Annotated in this window: 17 protein-coding genes; 2 read left to right on the top strand and 15 right to left on the bottom strand. The window is 54.5% G+C overall.

Going from position 1 to position 17,629, the window contains the following annotated elements:
- Positions 1-69 precede the first annotated feature (69 nt).
- The 3 genes from HP555_RS03390 to HP555_RS03380 all read right to left on the bottom strand — a co-directional run bounded on the left by HP555_RS03390 (position 70) and on the right by HP555_RS03380 (position 2,394).
- Positions 70-303, bottom strand: a complete 234-nt coding sequence (locus tag HP555_RS03390; protein ID WP_199263789.1) for a hypothetical protein — start codon at positions 301-303, stop codon at positions 70-72.
- 30 nt (positions 304-333) lie between these two features.
- Positions 334-831, bottom strand: a complete 498-nt coding sequence (locus HP555_RS03385; protein WP_199263788.1) for a NifB/NifX family molybdenum-iron cluster-binding protein — start codon at positions 829-831, stop codon at positions 334-336.
- 165 nt (positions 832-996) lie between these two features.
- Positions 997-2,394 (bottom strand): sigma-54 interaction domain-containing protein, encoded by a 1,398-nt coding sequence (locus HP555_RS03380; RefSeq protein WP_199263787.1) that lies wholly within the window; start codon positions 2,392-2,394, stop codon positions 997-999.
- Positions 2,395-2,563: 169 nt separating this feature from the next.
- Between HP555_RS03380 and HP555_RS03375 the strand changes: the two genes are divergently transcribed.
- Entirely contained in the window at positions 2,564-4,252 is a 1,689-nt protein-coding gene (locus HP555_RS03375) for an FAD-dependent oxidoreductase (RefSeq protein ID WP_199263786.1), read from the top strand.
- Positions 4,253-4,360: 108 nt separating this feature from the next.
- On the opposite strand, the gene HP555_RS03370 is transcribed toward HP555_RS03375, so the two are convergent.
- The 7 genes from HP555_RS03370 to HP555_RS03340 all read right to left on the bottom strand — a co-directional run bounded on the left by HP555_RS03370 (position 4,361) and on the right by HP555_RS03340 (position 11,404).
- Positions 4,361-4,570 (bottom strand): hypothetical protein, encoded by a 210-nt coding sequence (locus HP555_RS03370; protein WP_199263785.1) that lies wholly within the window; start codon positions 4,568-4,570, stop codon positions 4,361-4,363.
- A 124-nt stretch (positions 4,571-4,694) separates the two neighbouring features.
- Positions 4,695-5,621, bottom strand: coding sequence for a cysteine synthase A (cysK, locus tag HP555_RS03365; protein WP_199263784.1), 927 nt, complete (start codon positions 5,619-5,621; stop codon positions 4,695-4,697).
- The gene (locus HP555_RS03360; RefSeq protein WP_199263783.1) at positions 5,621-6,586 is read right to left on the bottom strand and encodes a serine O-acetyltransferase; all 966 of its coding nucleotides are present in this window, start codon (positions 6,584-6,586) and stop codon (positions 5,621-5,623) included. Before HP555_RS03360 ends, cysK begins: the two co-directional genes overlap by 1 nt.
- Before the next feature lie 23 nt (positions 6,587-6,609).
- A complete protein-coding gene (gene metW, locus HP555_RS03355; RefSeq protein WP_199263782.1) occupies positions 6,610-7,245 on the bottom strand; it encodes a methionine biosynthesis protein MetW in 636 nt (211 codons plus the stop codon).
- Positions 7,229-8,380, bottom strand: a complete 1,152-nt coding sequence (metX, locus tag HP555_RS03350) for a homoserine O-acetyltransferase MetX (RefSeq protein WP_199263781.1) — start codon at positions 8,378-8,380, stop codon at positions 7,229-7,231. The genes metW and metX overlap by 17 nt, the downstream gene beginning before the upstream one ends.
- 232 nt (positions 8,381-8,612) lie before the next feature.
- Positions 8,613-10,298 (bottom strand): energy-dependent translational throttle protein EttA, encoded by a 1,686-nt coding sequence (ettA, locus tag HP555_RS03345; RefSeq protein ID WP_199263780.1) that lies wholly within the window; start codon positions 10,296-10,298, stop codon positions 8,613-8,615.
- A 221-nt stretch (positions 10,299-10,519) separates the two neighbouring features.
- The gene (locus tag HP555_RS03340) at positions 10,520-11,404 is read right to left on the bottom strand and encodes a DMT family transporter (protein WP_199263779.1); all 885 of its coding nucleotides are present in this window, start codon (positions 11,402-11,404) and stop codon (positions 10,520-10,522) included.
- Between the two features lie 99 nt (positions 11,405-11,503).
- Between HP555_RS03340 and HP555_RS03335 the strand changes: the two genes are divergently transcribed.
- Positions 11,504-12,037 (top strand): hypothetical protein, encoded by a 534-nt coding sequence (locus HP555_RS03335; RefSeq protein ID WP_199263778.1) that lies wholly within the window; start codon positions 11,504-11,506, stop codon positions 12,035-12,037.
- Between the two features lie 408 nt (positions 12,038-12,445).
- Here HP555_RS03335 and HP555_RS03330 read toward each other — a convergent pair whose 3' ends face one another.
- The 5 genes from HP555_RS03330 to HP555_RS03310 all read right to left on the bottom strand — a co-directional run bounded on the left by HP555_RS03330 (position 12,446) and on the right by HP555_RS03310 (position 17,625).
- Complete coding sequence (locus HP555_RS03330; protein WP_199263777.1) at positions 12,446-12,643, bottom strand: transposase; 198 nt, start codon at positions 12,641-12,643, stop codon at positions 12,446-12,448.
- Positions 12,640-13,068, bottom strand: a complete 429-nt coding sequence (locus HP555_RS03325) for a transposase (protein ID WP_199263776.1) — start codon at positions 13,066-13,068, stop codon at positions 12,640-12,642. The genes HP555_RS03330 and HP555_RS03325 overlap by 4 nt, the downstream gene beginning before the upstream one ends.
- 228 nt (positions 13,069-13,296) lie before the next feature.
- Positions 13,297-14,397 carry a glycosyltransferase family 4 protein gene (locus HP555_RS03320; RefSeq protein ID WP_199263775.1) on the bottom strand — a complete coding sequence of 367 codons (1,101 nt, stop codon included), beginning with the start codon at positions 14,395-14,397 and terminating at the stop codon, positions 13,297-13,299.
- Positions 14,398-14,401: 4 nt separating this feature from the next.
- The gene (locus HP555_RS03315; protein ID WP_199263774.1) at positions 14,402-15,319 is read right to left on the bottom strand and encodes a glucosamine inositolphosphorylceramide transferase family protein; all 918 of its coding nucleotides are present in this window, start codon (positions 15,317-15,319) and stop codon (positions 14,402-14,404) included.
- A gap of 779 nt (positions 15,320-16,098) precedes the next feature.
- On the bottom strand, positions 16,099-17,625 hold the full coding sequence (locus HP555_RS03310; RefSeq protein WP_199263773.1) for a DndE family protein: 1,527 nt from the start codon (positions 17,623-17,625) through the stop codon (positions 16,099-16,101).
- Positions 17,626-17,629 lie beyond the last annotated feature (4 nt).

Here is a 17,629-nt window from a genome sequence, read left to right as displayed (position 1 = left end):
TTGTTACCGCCATAACCTGAAGGACGGACAACTGTTTTCTTTGAGAAGGACAACATCGGGCGGAGAAGGCTATCGATTGCCGCCACGTTGTCCGCGGCCACCGCCTCGCCCGCCTCCAGCACCTCTGCCCGCACCGCAGCCGCAGCGGTTACCCCGGCGCAGACCCTGTGCCCGGTTCAGGTCAGCGGGTTGTTGTCTTTGCTCTTCTTCCGTCATCCGGCCTGCAGTATCTGTTTGACAGGGACCGAAGCCTTTGCCGACCGGCCCTGTTCCCATGGGACCTTTTCCATTCATTCCTGGCATATGTATTGCTCCTTATTGAAGTTTACTCTGTTATTTTTGTGTTGGCTTCTCAGAACCATTGCTCTGACGGTGTGGCAACAGGTCAGTGCAACCAGCCCGTTTTCGATTGCCGTATTGCTGCGGCAACTTTGTTATACTGATCTCTCTGCCGCGCCGAATCCTCCCGTGGCAGCAGAAGTTGTTGCTGCAACCCGGCATTCTGAATTCACGACCAAGAGAGCGGCCTTTGCAGTACCGCTCAAGTATGTGGTTCACCTCACCGGCTACAAAAGGAAGCAGCCGGATTCCTGCGGTTTCAAGAATGGCTGCCGGTTGTTCTGAGACCGCACCGCAGATAACCAGCGCCACCTGCTGTCTTTGTAACATCTGCACAAGTTCAAGCGGTCGATCCGGATCAAAGGTGAGATGGGCGCTGTTGATTATGGTGTTCCCGTCAATCTCAACAATCAACAGGGTGCGTGCTGAGTCAAAGACCGGTGAAATCCGTTCACCCCAGACCGTGATGGCAATGGTTCGTCGTGCTCTCATACCACTTCTTCTGCAAAAATAGGGCCGGAAAAGAAGCAGCAGGGGCCTGTTGCATGTAACATGCTGAAGTTACATGATCATATGCTGTCGACTGCGCATGGGGTGTCGGCTGCGTCGCCGGCTACAGTTGCAAGGGTGCAACGATGTGCGACTGTAGTGGTGCGATCATGCAACCGTAGGGTGATCTTTGCGGGTACTGCGGCCGTCAACATTGGGCAGTGCAAGGTTCAGCCTCTTGATCTTCCGATACAGGGTACTCTTGTGCATACCGAGCTCACGGGCTGTTGCAAGGCGATTGTACGCATTACGGATGAGGGCTTCGCGAATTATCTCGGCTTCGGTGGTCTGCTGTTGTGCACGGATAGAAAGAGAAGAAGTTGCCTCTGCTGCTGCTTCCCGGGGACTGAGGGAGGCGGGAAGATGATGCAGACCTATCCGGCCCTGGCTGCACAGGATGAAGGCATGTTCGATGATGTTTTCCAGCTCGCGGATATTGCCCGGATAGTCATGACTCATCAGCCGCTCCAGAGCCGCCGGTTCCAGGCCTGTGACTGCCTTGCCGCGCAGACGGTTCATCTTGTCAATGAACCGTTCCACCAGCAGAGGTATGTCCTCCTTGCGCTGACGCAAAGGGGGGAGAACTAAACGGACGATGTTGATCCGGTAGAAGAGATCGCGACGAAACGTACCCTCGTCGACCAGAGCTTCGAGATCGCGATTGGTTGCAGCCAGAATGCGAACATCGGCATGTTTGCGGGTGATCCCCCCAAGGGGTTGAAACTCCCGTTCTTCCAGCACCCGCAGTAGTTTGACCTGAAAGGCCTGGCTGGTCTCCCCGATTTCATCAAGCAGAATGCTCCCCCCTTCGGCCACGGCAAAGTAGCCGGGTTTATCACGCACCGCATTGGTGAAGGCCCCTGTCTTGTAGCCGAACAGTTCGGATTCGAGGAGTGTATCCGGCAGGGCGCCGCAGTTAATGGCCACAAAGGGTTTTTCCCGCCGGGTTGAGAGTTCGTGAAGGCATTTGGCCATCAGCTCTTTGCCGGTCCCGGTTTCACCCTCAATCAGGACCGTTGAATCGCTTTCAGCGATTTGCGGCAGCACGGAGAAGATCCGTTGCATCAGTTTGCTGCGGCTCACCATATCTCCCTGGTGAAAGGTGCCGCTGAGCTCACGACGCAGCTCTTCAACAACCGTGTTGTCACGGAAGGTCTCCACTCCGCCGAGGATCTCACCGGCCTCATTGCGGAGCGGTGCCGTGGACACGTTGATGGGCATACGCTTGCCTTCGCTGGAGATAATGTAGGTTGAGCTGCTGACAAAGGAACGTCCCTCCTTCATGCTCCGACGCAGTGCACAGTCTCCCTCGCACATGTTGGAACGAAAGACCTCCCAGCAGAACCGGCCAATGGCCTCTTGACGCGGTACACCGGTTATCTCTTCAGCGGCCCGGTTAAACGAGGTGATCCGCCACTCATGGTCCACTGTGAACACACCGTCTGAAATGCTTTCCAGAATAATGTCGGTCGCCTCGATGGGCTGTTGGACTGTTTTTTTACTCATGCTCTGTTTTCTGCAGTTATCAATTCAAAGAATTGTATACAGTTATCATCATTATTGTCGAGGTATGCAATCATCATTCTGCACATTACTTGTCGATCACAGGTATTAAATGTATGCTGAACGACTGTAATGAACAGAACTCTTTACTCAACCAACAGGAATAGCATCCATGAAAAAGATTGTTGTGATCGGTGGATCAGCTGCCGGAGCCAAGGCAGCGTCCAAGGCACGCCGGCTTGATGAATTTGCCGACATCACCATTATTCAGAAATCACCGGAACTCTCCATGGCCGCCTGCGGCTATCCCTACTATATCGGGGGTGTATTTAACGACCGCCGGCAGCTGTTGTGCACGCCGGCCGGTGTCATCCGTGATCCGACCTTCTTCCAGAAGGCCAAAAATATCAAGGCCCTGGTTGAAACCGAGGTGAGAGCCATCGATCGGAACGCCAGGCAGGTCCACTGTCGTGACCTTAAAAACGGTACAGAGCAGACCATAGCCTACGACAGACTGGTCATCGCCACCGGTGCTGTTGCCGTCAAACCACCGATTCCCGGGATTAATCTGGCAGGAATCACCACCCTGCTGACCATGGCGGACACCGATTATCTGCGGGCGGTCCGTGATGCCGGTGAGGTTAAAAATGCGGTGATAGTCGGTGGAGGACTGATCGGCGTTGAGGTATGTGAGGCGCTGCAGAGTTCAGGCATTCAGGTGACGCTCGTCGAAGCAATGGATCAGGTGCTCAACTTTCTTGACTGGGACCTGGCCAAGCTTGTTGAAAATCATATGCGATCCCAGGGGGCTCAGGTTCTGACCGGTGTCGGTGTCAGTGCTTTTATAGGCGACAATGGCCGATTAACCGGTGTTCAACTGGCTGACGGCAAAACGATCGACTGCGGTCTGGCAGTGCTTGCGGTTGGTGTGCGGCCCAACAGCGGGCTGGCCCGTGAAGCAGGTCTGAGTATCGGTGAATGTGGCGGTATCACGGTCAACCAGTACCTGCAGACCTCGGATCCGGCCATTTACGCAGCCGGTGACTGCACGGAGATCCCGAGTCGTATCACCCGGAAGCCGGTGTTTGCACCCATGGGCGACCTTGCCAACCTGGCGGGGCGCGTTGTCGGCGAAAATATTGTTGTCGGCAACACGGTCACCTTTCCCGGCACAGCGCATACTGCCATCTGCAAGGTCTTCCAGTTCACCGCCGGTTCCACCGGCCTCTCCGAACAGGCAGCTGAAAAGTCCGGCTTGCGCAACTATACCACGGTGGTGAATGCCAGCCCGGATAAGCCCGGGTTCATGGGAGCCAGGATCCTCATCTCCAAACTGCTGGTTGACGAACACCAGCAGATTCTCGGTTACCAGTGCGTTGGTCTCGGCGATGTCAGTCGACAGATCGCCACCGCTGCCATGGCTGTCCAGGCTAAACTCACCCTTGCCGAAACTGTTCATGCCGATCTGCCCTATGCTCCGCCTTTTTCACCGGCCATTGACCACTTCATAACCGCTGGCCACATCATGGAGAATAAACTGCAGGGGCGGATGACCGGTATACGTGTACGCGAGGTCTGGGAAAAGCTGCAGGCCGGAGAAAAATTGTTTCTTCTGGATGGCCGCAACCCGGATGAGTATGAGGAGATGCACCTGGGTGTCGGCGAACACCTGATTCCACTTGGCACCCTGCGCTCCCGGCTGGATGAGCTGCCGGCGGACAAAGCCGCTGAGATCATCTGTTTTTGTAAGATCTCGCTGCGGGGTTACGAAGTTGAATGCATTCTCCGCGCCCACGGGTACACCAATGTGAAGGTGATGGAGGGCGGTATCGTGGCCTGGCCCTATCCGCGCAAGAGATAATCAGTGGCCGGTACTCTTCACCCGGACGGTCAGCAGTCGACTGTCCGGGTGTTTGCAGTCGTATCCGCTGCAAGTGGTGAAAGGATCAGCAGAAAGGCGGGTGGATGGTCAGGTGAGTTCATCAAGTAAAGACAGGGCCAGGGTCCACTGTTCAATCTCCTTCTGATTGCCATCAACTTTGGCGATCGCCAGGTCTTCTTCCACGGTTTCCCTGAGCAGTTGTTTCGGCTCGATACCCAGATCAGCGGGGAAAAAGGCCGTCTCCTCCCGCAGGATGTCGAGGCGGCGCTGCAGTGTCTGTCGCAGGTGTTCCTTCATTGCTGGTTCCATTACTCCACACGTGTACAGTTGGTCATTGCAACCGCTGCACGACAAAAAGAGCGGGTTCTGATCGGTATGGGCCGTCCACTTCAGCTGTGTCCGGCAGTCCCGGCAGGCGGGGTCATGCGGCCATCAGTTCCGTGCTCAGATAACGTTCACCGGTATCAGGCAAAATGACCACAATCCGTTTACCGCTGAATTCGGGGCGGTCTGCCAACCGCAACGCTGCCGTCAGGGCGGCGCCGCTGGAAATACCGCCAAGAATACCCTGGCAACGGGCAAGGTTACGTGCCTGAACAATGGCCTCTTCATTGTCCACGGTCATGACCTCATCAACAACCGTTCGATCCAGATTATCCGGTACAAAACCAGCGCCAATGCCCTGGATTTTATGCGGGCCGGGCGAACCGCCGGACAGAACCGGTGAAGCCGCCGGTTCAACCGCCACAACGTGCAGATCCGGATTCTGCTCCCTGAGATACCCACCGGCACCGCTGATGGTGCCGCCGGTTCCCACGCCAGCTACCAGGGCATCGATACTGCCGTTACACTGTTGCCAGATTTCCGGACCGGTGGTGCGACGATGGATTGCCGGATTGGCCGGATTGCTGAACTGATCCGGTAACCAGGAACCTGGTGTTTGCGCCTGAATTTCCCTGGCTTTGGTCAGTGCACCTGTCATTCCACCAGCCGCCGGTGTCAGAACAAGGTGTGCCCCCAGGTGACTGAGCAGTTTGCGGCGCTCGATACTCATGCTCTCCGGCATGGTCAGGATCAATTTATAGTCACGGCTGGCACAGACAAAGGCCAGCCCGATACCGGTGTTGCCGCTGGTGGGTTCAATAATGGTGGTACCGGGTTGCAGCAGGCCCTGTTGTTCCGCATCCGCAACCATGGCCACGGCAATGCGGTCTTTGACACTCCCCAGGGGATTGCAGGATTCAACCTTGGCCAGCAACTCAGCTGCTGTGCTCAATCGGTGCAGCCGTACCAGTGGTGTTGCGCCGACCGCTTCCGTAAAATCGCTGTACAGGGTGGATGATCGCATCACTGTTCTCCTTTTTCACCGATGTAGACCAGTTTGGGCGGTTCGAGCATCACTCTGGTGTCCGGGCCCACAGATTCGGTCAACCAGACGTTGCCGCCGATGATGGATCGTGCCCCGATCACGGTGGCACCACCGAGGATGGTGGCATTGGCATAGATGATGACGTCGTCTTCAATGGTGGGATGGCGCTTGACATTGCGCAGCCGTTCACCGGCATCCCGGGGCAGTGACAGAGCGCCCAGGGTAACGCCCTGGTAGAGCCGCACCCTGTTGCCAATGGTGGTTGTGGCACCGACCACCACTCCGGCGCCGTGATCAATGAAAAAGTGGGAGCCGATACTGGCTTCCGGGTTGATGTCAATGGCGGTGCGGTGATAGGCATGTTCGCTCATGATCCGCGGGATGAGAGGAACATTCAGTTCATAGAGACGATGGGCCAGCCGATAGATCATGGTTGCAAACAGCCCGGGATAGCTGAAGATAACCTCGTCTGCGTTACCGGCGGCCGGATCACCGGTCAGGGTGGCTTCAATATCGGTTTCCAGGAGATTACGGATGGTCGGCAGGCTGTCGATCAGCGCTGCAGCGTATTCATAGCTCCGTTCATTGCACAGGATGCAGGCCTGGTTGTGCCGGAAACAGTCATGACGGATGGCCGAGCTGATCTGATTGGCCAGATTTTCGTAAAACAGACTGAGCTGTCGGCCGAGATGATAGTCCAGGTTTTCCGGTCTGAGGATGTCTTTTGCAAAAAAACCAGGGAAGAGAATACACTGCGCCTGTTCGATCAGATCGATGACCTCCCCCTTTGAGGGGATCGGTACCGGCTCGATATGACTTGTCCAGCGACCGTTTTTAAAGCCCTCAACCAGGGCGTTCACTGCCGCCGGTATCGGGTTGCGCATCCGCTCGGCGGTAAAGGCTTCGATTCTGCAACTGTCAGCTCGTATGTCGTGTTGCGGCATGGTAATCTCTGAGGAAAGAAAGTTCAGGTGACGCGCTCCAGCATCATGATGCCGTAGGTGGCGCGCAGGTTTTTCAACGTTCGGATAATATTGCCCTTGAATTCGTGATGATGGGTATTGATTGCCACCTCGCGAACAATGCGCAGGCCGAACAGGTGTAAAAAACGTTTGAAATCTTTGATGGTGATAACCCGAATGTTGGGAGTATTGTACCACTCGTAGGGCAGTTGATCGTTAACTGGTGCCATCCCTGTGAACAGGAGTTGCAGCCGGGCTGACCAGTGGCCGAAGTTGGGAAAGCTGACAATCACCCGCCGGCCGATCCACAGCAGATCGATGAGCAGTTCCTTGGGGTCTTGAATCTGCTGCAGGGTCTGACTGAGCACAACCACATCAAACCGGCCTTTGGGATAGTCTTTCACTTCATGCCGGAAGTCCCCCTGCAGCACAGTGAGACCGCGTTCTATGCAACGGGCGGCTTTCTCCTCGGAAAATTCAATGCCCGTGCCGATCACCTGCTTGTGATGCTTGAGGTAATACAGCAGATCACCGTTCCCACAGCCAAGATCCAGCACCCGTGAGCCGGGTTCAATCCAGGAGGCAATGACCTGGAGATCAAACCGCATATTGCCGAGTTCCTGATTATAAACAGCGGTCATGATATACCCGATCGAGAAAACCGCTGACCAGGCCATCCAGTCGCCTGTTCGGCAGCAGGAAGGCGTCATGGCCCCCTTGAGCCTCAATCTCACAGAAGCTGACATCGCTGCCGTTCTTTTTCAGGGCAGAGACAATGTCACGGGACTGGTAGGTGGGGTAAAGCCAGTCCGAAGTAAAGGAGATGATGAGGAAGGGTACATTGGCAAGAGCTTCGTTGATGAGCTGGTTGCCGCCGCGTTCAAGATCAAAGTAGTCGGCGGCCTTGGTGATGTAGAGCAGCGAGTTGGCGTCAAAACGATTGACAAACTTTTTACCCTGATGGTGGAGATAGCTTTCCACCTGGAAGTCACCGGTAAAGTCAAAGGAAAGGGCGTTGCGATGCAGACGGCGACCGAACTTTTCCCGCATGGCCTCATCGGACAGATAGGTGACGTGCCCGATCATGCGTGCGACCGCCAGACCATGGGCCGGACCGCCCCCCCCATAGTAGTCACCGTTGTTCCAGGCCGGATCAGCCATGATTGCCTGTCGTGCCACCTCATTAAAGGCAATGGCCTGAGCCGAATGCCTAGTGGTTGTGGCCATGGGAATGGCGGAACCCACCATTTCCGGAAAGTCGGCACACCAGCGTAACACCTGCATGCCGCCCACCGAACCACCGATCAGTGCCATCAGGGTGCTGATCCCCAGGTGATCGATCAGGTGTTTTTGCGCCCGCACCATATCCTTGATGGTGACCATGGGAAAATGCAGGCCGTACGGTTTACCGGTTGCAAGGTCGATCGATGAGGGACCGGTAGAGCCGGAGCAGCCGCCGAGAATGTTGGAGCAGATGACAAAATAACGGGAGGTGTCCACCGGTTTTCCCGGGCCGACCATGTTGTCCCACCAGCCCGGTCGTTCATCATCGATACTCAGGCGGCCGGCAACATGGGAGTCACCGGAGAACGCGTGCAGAATCAGGATGGCGTTGGACCGGTCGGCGTTCAGCTCACCCAGTGTCTCGTAGGCAAGGGTAATCGGGCCCAGGTGTGCACCGCAGTCGAGCTGCATCTGTTTGGGAGGCTCGGCAAAGGTAAAGTATCGGCGTTCCACCAACAGTGGTGCATGTTCATTGTCGGCAGAGGGGCTCATGGTCATCTGTCCTTTACTGGAGTGGCGAGTGTTTCATGGCGTAAGTTTTACAGGCATCCGGATCTGCAACAGGCATAGGTCAAATGTATAAGCATGGACCAGGACTTATGCCACAGGAAATCGGGGGCGGGTGGCCGTGATGTGGCTGCTGTGCTATACGGCAAGACCAACAGGTGGCTGGAGGCTCCTCCGCGGCATGCCGGAAAAGATACTCGGAGGAGCACATGCCGGCCTAATCGCGGGTGAGCTGACGGTAGCGGATACGGTGGGGTTGATCCGCATCTGCCCCTTTGCGTTTTTTATAGTCCTGTTCGTAATCCGAGTAATTGCCTTCAAACCACACCACTTCGGAATTGCCTTCAAAGGCAAGGATGTGGGTGGCGATACGGTCGAGAAACCATCGATCGTGACTGATGATCACCGCGCAGCCCGCAAAGTTCTCCAGGGCCTCTTCCAGGGCACGCATGGTGTTCACGTCCAGGTCGTTGGTCGGCTCGTCCAGCAGCAGCACGTTACCACCGTCTTTAAGCATGCGGGCCAGATGGACCCGGTTACGCTGGCCGCCGGAGATCTCGCTCACCTTCTGTTGCTGATCGCTGCCGCTGAAGTTGAATTTAGCCACATAGGCGCGGGCATTGACCTCCCGGGTGCCGAGCCAGATGGTCTCCTGGCCCTCGCTGATCGCCTGAAAGACCGTGTCATCCGGCTGCAGTGCCTCCCGGGACTGATCCACATGGGTCAGTTTGACCGTCTCACCAACACGAATCGTCCCGCTGGTGGGCTGTTCCTGGCCGGTGATCATGCGAAACAGGGTGGTCTTGCCGGCACCGTTGGGACCGATGATGCCGACAATACCGCCCGGTGGCAGGGAGAAGTTGAGCGTATCCATCAGGAGCCTGTCTTCATAGGCTTTACTGAGATCCCTGGCCTCAATAACCAGTTTTCCCAACCGCGGACCCGGTGGGATATAGATCTCAAGATCTGCGGCAACCTTGTCGCTCTGCTGATTGAGCAGGTTTTCATAGGCTGTGATGCGGGCCTTTGACTTTGTCCGTCGTCCTTTCGGGCTCATGCGGATCCATTCCAGCTCGCGGGCCAGGGTACGTTGGCGTTCCGTTTCCTTTTTCTCCTCTGTTGCCAGTCGTTTTTGCTTCTGTTCCAGCCAGGACGAGTAATTTCCCTTCCAGGGAATGCCATGACCGCGGTCAAGTTCAAGGATCCAGCCGGCCACATTGTCGAGAAAGTAACGATCGTGGGTAACAGCGATCACGGTTCCTGGGTATTTCTGCAGATGCTGTTCCAGCCACGACACAGACTCGGCATCCAGGTGGTTGGTGGGCTCGTCTAAAAGTAGGATATCCGGGTTTTTCAGGAGGATACGACACAGAGCCACCCGTCGTTGCTCCCCACCGGAAAGCACACCGCAGGGTGTGTCCGCCGGTGGACAGCGTAAGGCGTCCATGGCCATCTCCAGGCGTGAGTCCAGGTTCCAGGCGTCCACTGCATCAAGTCGATCCTGTACCTGGGCCTGGCGTTCGATCAGAGCCTGCATGGCATCATCGTCCATGGGCTCGGCAAATTTTTCGTTGATAGCGTTGAACTCGTTGAGCAGGTCAACCGTGGTCTGTGCCCCCTCCTCAACGATTGCACGGACGGTCTTGTCCGGGTCGAGAGCAGGTTCCTGGGGCAGATAGTCGATGGTATAGCCTTCCGAGAGGACGGTCTTTCCCTCATGTTCCTTGTCTATACCGGCCAGAATACGCAACAGGGTACTCTTGCCGGAGCCGTTAAGGCCAAGCACCCCGATCTTAGCCCCATGGAAGTAGGAGAGGGAGATGTCTTTTAAAATTTGCTTCTGGTTGTATTTTTTACTGACTTTGATCATCGAATAGATGATTTTGTTTGGTTCATTGGCCATGTATTCTCTTTTTTCTCCTCTGTGGAAATGTATTTGCAACCGCTGCCGGAGAACGGATCGATCTGATCGTGCTCTCCGGCAGTCGGTGATAAAAGTCTCAGGACAGGTGCTATCTTACCAGCACACCGTTGTTCCGGCAATCGCCTTGAACCGGGAAGATGCGGGTGAAACAGGTGGAAAGACCGCCTGCAGACATGTTGATCTGCTTTTAGGGATGTAGTTTACCGTGTTCTGGTCCACAGCTGGGAGGCCAGCATTCCGGTCAGCATCAGCGCGCAGCCGACCATGGCCCGACCAGAGAGGATTTCCCCCAGCAGGAGCCAACCGCCCAGGGCGGCAAAGGGCGACTCAAGGCTGAGAAGAATGGCGGCATGGGAAGGATGTGCCTTGCGTTGCACCACAACCTGTAAGGTGTACCCGGCGGCCACGGAAAAGACACTGCCGTAGATGAGCGGTATGGCGGCATCGCTAAGAGCAGCCAGGCTGAATGATTCGGTGACGAGGCTGACAGCCAGGCTCAACACACCGCAGACCACGCACTGGACCATGGCCAGCCGTACCGGATTTGTTCGTGGCGAAAGGTAGGCCAGAACCAGCACATGCCCTGCCCAGAAAACAGCGCCGAACAGCTCTAAGAGATCTCCGGGTTCTATGGAAAAGTCCTCGTTCACACTGAGCAAGTACAGGCCGACAGCAGCGGCTGCTGCACCGAGCCAGGTGCCGGCCGTGGTCTTCTGCCCCCAGAGCAGGCCGATCAACGGTACCAGAACCACATAGAGCCCGGTTATGAAACCAGCCTTGCCGGCCGTGGTGTACTGCAGGCCAACCTGCTGAAAGGTGGCCGCGGCAAAGAGCATGACCCCTGCTATCAGCCCTGCTTTGGTCAGTGAGATTTGGTTTTTTGTGTGGTCGTGCTGTCTGGGTTGTTGGCGCAATACAAGCGGCAGGAGGCAGAAGGAGCCAAAAAGAAACCGGATGCCGTTGAAGGTGTAAGGGCCCAGATGCTCCATGCCCGCTCTTTGAGCGACAAAGCCGAATCCCCAGATCAGGGCAACCAGCAGCAGAAGGAAATCTGCGCCAAAGGTATGCTGTTTTTCTTCTTGCATTCTTGGATAGGTCTTGTTTGTTTTGAAAGCAGTTGTTCTGCAATGGAAGTGCTGCCGGCACAGCCTTCTTCTTAGTCAACACCACAACGGGTGCGAAGCATGTATAGAGTCAATGTAAAGTGTATGATCGCCGCGGTTATTCTTCTGGCTGTTCTTTCAGGGTGCGGAGCCAAAGACCGCGTCATGCAGGTTGTTGGTTTAGGTGGACCCGACCCGACCGTTTACAGCGGGCCAGTGTATCCGGCCACCAGCAAAATCGCCACTGCTTTTCAAGCAGATCAGGTAAACAGATCGTGCCGTGTTTTTGCAGAGGTGCTGGTTCAACTGCCTGAGCAGTTTTCCGGCAAAGATATCGAATCCACCATTTTGAAAGAGGCCGGTACGCGCGGAGCTGACCAGGTGCTCATCGGTCAGGCGCGGACAAGTACAAAAAACAGTGGGCCGACCTTTCTCTACTATGGCCCGACCTACCAGTACCTGTGTGCCGATCAGTGCGGTGCCTGGAAGTATGGCTATGATCTCTGGGAAAAGCAGGGAGAGTGGGTATCTGTTGGCTACCGGCAGTGGGGGAATGTTGATGTGGTGTATGAGATGCCGATCATCATGCAGGTGCTCATGCTCCGTTGCCGATGATGTGGTGCCTGATGCTACACCGTTGCACCCCGCTTCATCGGGGATTTTAAGTAGGTACTGCTTTATAGGTTATGCCCGCGTAAGTGGGAATTTTGTAAAAGACTTAAGGAGGCACTGATTAAATTGAGACAGTCATTGTGACCGTGAGGAATCGAAGCGGGAAGTAATCAAGAATTCTTGATTTATCAGTCGGTTATAGATTGCCACGCCGCTACGCTCCTCGCAATGACAGAATGAATCAGCGTTTCCATAACTTTTGATTTTGTTGTGAAGGAGGAGCAGATCCTGGTCTGCTCCTCCTTTTTTATGCGGGCATGGCCGCATAATAGGACGATAGGACGAGGGCACTGCGGGGTACGCACGGAACACATGGCCAAAGACAGCTGCAGTTTTTTCCTGCACAATCGGTCATTGTCTGTTTGCCATGTCTGGATTTTCCCGGTCAATGTCCCATCTGGCCGGGTTATCCATGATATATTGGCGGATGCGGTTCAATTCGTTTTCATCACGGATGATACGTTCATAATAATTGCGTTGCCACAATTCACCGGAAAACCTTGGCCAATGGTTTTGTTTCACGCCATGGGCATATTGTTTTGTGGTCATGGTTTTGAATCGAGGCACCACATCCGGTAAGGACAATCCCGCCGTACGTTTTTTACCATCATCGTAACGAACATCAGGGGCCGTCGTAGGGGCAGGCCCCTGTGGCTGCCCGTTATTCTGCCCATTACCATCATCGGGGTGGTTACGAATACCGCCCCAACAATGACGACAATACCGTGGATATGATTGGGCATGACAATAAATGCATCGATATCAATGCCCGGATAATGGGCCGGGATTTCATCCCAGACCGTTTGCACCATCATCCCCGCATTGTTTAACCCCATTTTCCCATTCACAATTTTGCCGAACAGGCATTCCCGATTCTGTGCGCAGATTGTGATAAAATAGGCCCCGGCCCTGGAATAATCATAGCCCTGCAACCGAATGGAACGCCGATGCTGTGTATCCGGGCGGTATGTCATATTCCCAGTTTCTTAAAATTCTTTTTAATGGTCGCAGCCAGCCTTGCTGCCTCGATGTTCAGGTCCTCCAGCTCCATATGGATTTTCTGCAAGGCTTCGTTAAAATCAAAATCCTCATGCCGCCCGGCCCTGGTTGTTCAAGGAGCTGTAAAAAACGGCTAAAACACACAGAGCTGCCATTGCTAACCCTACCCCTGTCGCATACACTGCAGGCCGTATATGCGGAAATCAGTTTTTATAGATATGCAGCAGTCTGTTGCCCATCTGGTCGATGGTGTGATGGTTCTTGACATGGGCAGAGGCTTTTGCAACTTTTTGCATGGCAGCAGCAGGTTGCTCAATGATGTTGGTCAGTGCCGCAGCAATATCCGCTGAACTTCTCGGGCGAACAAGCCATCCGAGCTCGCCGTCTTTCAGTATCTCAGGAATGCCGCCAACATTGGTACCGACCGCAGGGCACTGCGCATACATAGATTCAATGAGCGACTGGGGCACGCCTTCGTTTTCAACACTGGCAAGAATTGTACAGGAAAAGGCACGATAGAGCGTCCAGATATCTTCCTGATAACCTGTCAGGTGCACTCGACCGGTAAGCGATCGTTCCTGTATAAACTCCGTCAGCTGGTTGTGGTAATCGCAATGCCCGGCAAGCACCAGCTCATAGTGGGGAAAGCGGTCGTGTATATTGGCAAAGGCTTCCACAATATAATCGACCCCCTTGTCCCGTGTCACCCGGCCGACAAAGCCAATAAACCGGGTATGCTGCGGCCGTTGCAGCTGCCTTGTCATCTTCAGATGAGCGGTCTGTTGTGAGACGAGGGTTGCCGGCGGTATAATGCCACTTGGCACGGCAAAGATTTTATCGCTGCTGATCGATAAAGTCTGGATAATCTGCTGCCGGGCTGATTCGGATGTTGTGAGAATTTTATGGCACAGGGTGTTGTAGAGCAGCCTGTTGTAAAACGAGTTCGGAACAGGTGCGGTGATATGACGCGATAAGATGATGCAGGGGATATGTAAGCCCATGGCCGCGCACAGGCCTGCCTTGGTATCAATGTTGCCGTGCGTGTTGAGTATATCCGGTCGCATAGCCCGGAGGAGTCGGCGAAAGCGGAAGAGATCGGGCAGTAACGAAGCCCTGGAAAACTCCATGGCCACAACATCCCATCCCTCTTCCTGTGCTTCGCAGAAGATGGGGGATCCTTCCGGGGCGACAATACAGAGCCGGTGACCGCGTGCCGCCATCCAGCGCGCCTCGTTAAACACGCGCCGCTCCAGCCCTCCCCACTGGTTATGACAAAGAGAGTGGACAATGGTATATCTCTGCATGCCGCTACTTCTCACCCAGGCCGTCAACGCACGCAATCCAGCTGCCATCGGCCAGTTGATGCGGATCAACAGTGTGCATCCCAAACCGGTTCCACGCAAACGCACCAGGCAAGAGGATCGGCTCTGTTATCGGTGTTTCCCGATAGGTTTTCGGTGTCAGCTCTGTCACGGTAAAGGCGAAGACCTGTTTGCCGTAGGATGTCTGGCAATCCTGGGCAAAACGCAGGACAGTACCGTCTGTGGGAATAACCCGGCCGCCCGGCCGTGCATGCAAGGGGTTTTTTCTTAAGATCGGGCTTTTACGATGCTCCTGCCAGCCGGTTGTCAGCTCAGAAGAGTGATACAACCGCAGGGTGTTGTTACCGGCATCGGAAAACATCCACCAGCGGTCGTTAAAGCGGAAAAGTGAGGAGTCGGCAAACCGGCGGCCACTTAACAGCAACCTTTTGTACTGCCACTTCCATGGAAAATCAACAGCCTGATACAGACGTACTTCCCGCACCGACCTGGTTTCCGGCACAAGGTAAAACTGATCCTGCCACTTGAAGACATAGGGGTAGGACAGGTGAAAGGACTCTTCTAAAACGACCTTCTCATACCGCCAATGTAGACCATCCGGGCTGGTGGCCAGCCCGATTCTGCCGATGGGTGCCCCGTTGAGCGTGGTTTCAATTTCAAAGAACATGTACCAGCAGCCCTGTTCGTAGAGCATGAACGGGTCGGCAACAAAATTTGCCGGGACATCAGATACATCCTTGGCGGTAAGAACCGGGTTTATGCTACCTGTCGGAGAGGAGAGAGCGTCGGGAGTTTTTCCGGTGTAGATACCGATACTCCAGTATGGATGGATGTGTTCGGCCTGTGCAGATTGCTGTTTTCTGAATATCGTAGATTTGAGCCGTTGAAAAAAAGGTAGCTTCATTGATCGTCAGACATTTTGACAGGATATCAAAAATGAGTGTTAAGGATCCTGGTCAGTGATTGTAGAGAGAAAAATATTTTTTCCAGTCATAAAAAAATATTCGTCAGATTAGATATCTTCTTATTTTTTGCCAAGATGGCATCATATGCATACCATCTTGTGAATTTTAAGGCTGTAGTTTAATAGCATCAACAAGCAAGGGTAGCCGTCTTCTTTTGCCGTCTCACCGGGTGGGAAATCACATAAACCTCGGTTTTCAGGCACCAATTGATCAATAAAACCAACTTGTCCGGAAGAGCGAACATCAGATAACGCTTGAGCTGACAACCTTTTTTATTAAAGGATACAGCTCTTCAGATGAGCAGATGATCTGTTCTTGTACTGCAGGGAGTTACAAGGCAGAGAGAAAGGATGGGTGGACTCAATGCTATTTGCGGAAGGGAATCCGTCCAGCTTTTATATCCCACTGGAACCGTTGTTCGTTGATGCCATGCTGCGGACAGAGTGTGAGAGATTGCGTCAGTACTGGGTAAAGATCGTTCCTGAACCGCTGTTTGTGCCTATTGGTTACCCCCCCCCGATGAGGTAGTTGACCATGCTGCGCCTCGCTCAGGGTGTTGCCTCCCTCGCTGATTACAATATCCAAAGCCCTTTCGTGAAGTTGTGGGACCTTTGATCCGGTTCAACACGAAGCCAAACAGACCAAGCCCATTTGATGCGGATGATTGCGGAGGTCTGCCGTCTGGCAATGGTGAACTCGGGCTGCACCATGAGCTTCCTTAATAGTTCTTGTAAAACGCTTCGGCCGTGAACTTAACGAACTCCTCGGTCTTGTCGGAACTGCGACTTACCACCTGCCAGGGTTCCAACCGGGCAATTTCCGTCTGCAACTCCTTGGCCGTCTTGCTGGTGCAGCCGAGAATCTTCTGGACCGAACCGGCAGCCACGCCCTCGCATTGGAAGATATAGGCGAACTCCAGCAGTTCCTGGAAATTGAAGAAGTCCTGCTGGTAATCGTTGGGCGACTGGCTGGCGAAAAACACCACCACGCCCTTTGAGCGGCCCTCGCGAATAATACGCTGCAAGAAGATATTCTTCTGGTTGAGGTAGTTATGGGCCTCATCGATAACCAGAATGGTGCGGATGGTTCGTCGCCCGTCGGTCACCGGGCTATCCGGCATGCTTGCCATCTCCTTATACATTCGCTCAATGACCAGGTAGGCCACCAGCTCCTTCAAAACCGGCATGGCGTGTACATCAATGAGCAGGGTGCGATTGGAGAGTTTTTCAATGGGCGGCGCGTCGCTGCCGTGCTTCCAGAACAGATCAAAGTCCGACAGATCGCGTAGGACCTCGATCAGGCTGTCGTCCTTTTTGCCATCCTCCTCGTATGCTGCCGCAGCAATTTCAAGAATGTCCTGGAAATCCGGGTAAGGTGTCGGAGACCCGGTACGTTTTGCATATCCGGCCCGGATCGCTTCGGTCAGCGCCCCTTTTTGGACCACGCCAAGTTTATTGTTGATGGAGGCAAAGCTCTCCGCTTTTTCGCGGGCTGAAACGTTGATGGTCTGCTCGTCGTAGGCGGGCAGTACAAAGGGGTTGATCGGCAGGCTCTGCCCTGCCTGCAAAAGCCGGTACGGCTGAACCTTGGCGATTTCCAGAAACCGTTCGTTATCAACTACATCGCCCTTGTAATCGAAGTAAACAAAATTGGTCTGGTAGTTTGATTGAATCCGGATATCCGCGAGCAGCTTCAACAGGAACTGCGTCTTGCCGACGCCGGGCTTGCCCATGATGGCCAGGTGAGAGTTGGCATGCCTGGCGGTGTTGTTCAACGCCATCACCAGTTCGTTGCGTTTGAGTAACGTACGGCCGATGAAGATATCCAATTCTAGACCAAAATTCTCGCGACGGCCGGAGAACTCCACCTCTTCCACCAACCGGGCGATCAGCCCGTTACCGCTGCGACCACAGGTCTGGAACAACTCATTCAGCAGCATTGCGCCATGGTCGATGTGATTCTTTGTCAGCGACCGGTTCGAAAACAGCTCGTCTTCGCTGATATCCGGCCTCTTGTAGGCGAAGGAAAGCAAGGTACGGATAAAGGTCTCGTCCTCAGCGAAGAATGTTGGCCGTTTCATCTCCCCGCCGCTGAAGTTGGGGCTGCCCGGCACCTCGGCACCGACCTTGGAAAGAGAGAGCGCAAAGGCCATCCGTGCCAGGGTTGCCTTCTCCAGCTTGGTTTCAAAGCGCAGAGCGCTCAGGATTTCATCCGCCTCACTCGATGTGTACAGACGATCCGCCATAGGT

The organism is Desulfobulbus oligotrophicus (genome assembly GCF_016446285.1).
Lineage (GTDB): Bacteria > Desulfobacterota > Desulfobulbia > Desulfobulbales > Desulfobulbaceae > Desulfobulbus > Desulfobulbus oligotrophicus.
The sequence above is the reverse complement of the archived record's forward strand: the minus strand, read 5'-3'. Positions and strand labels throughout refer to the sequence as shown.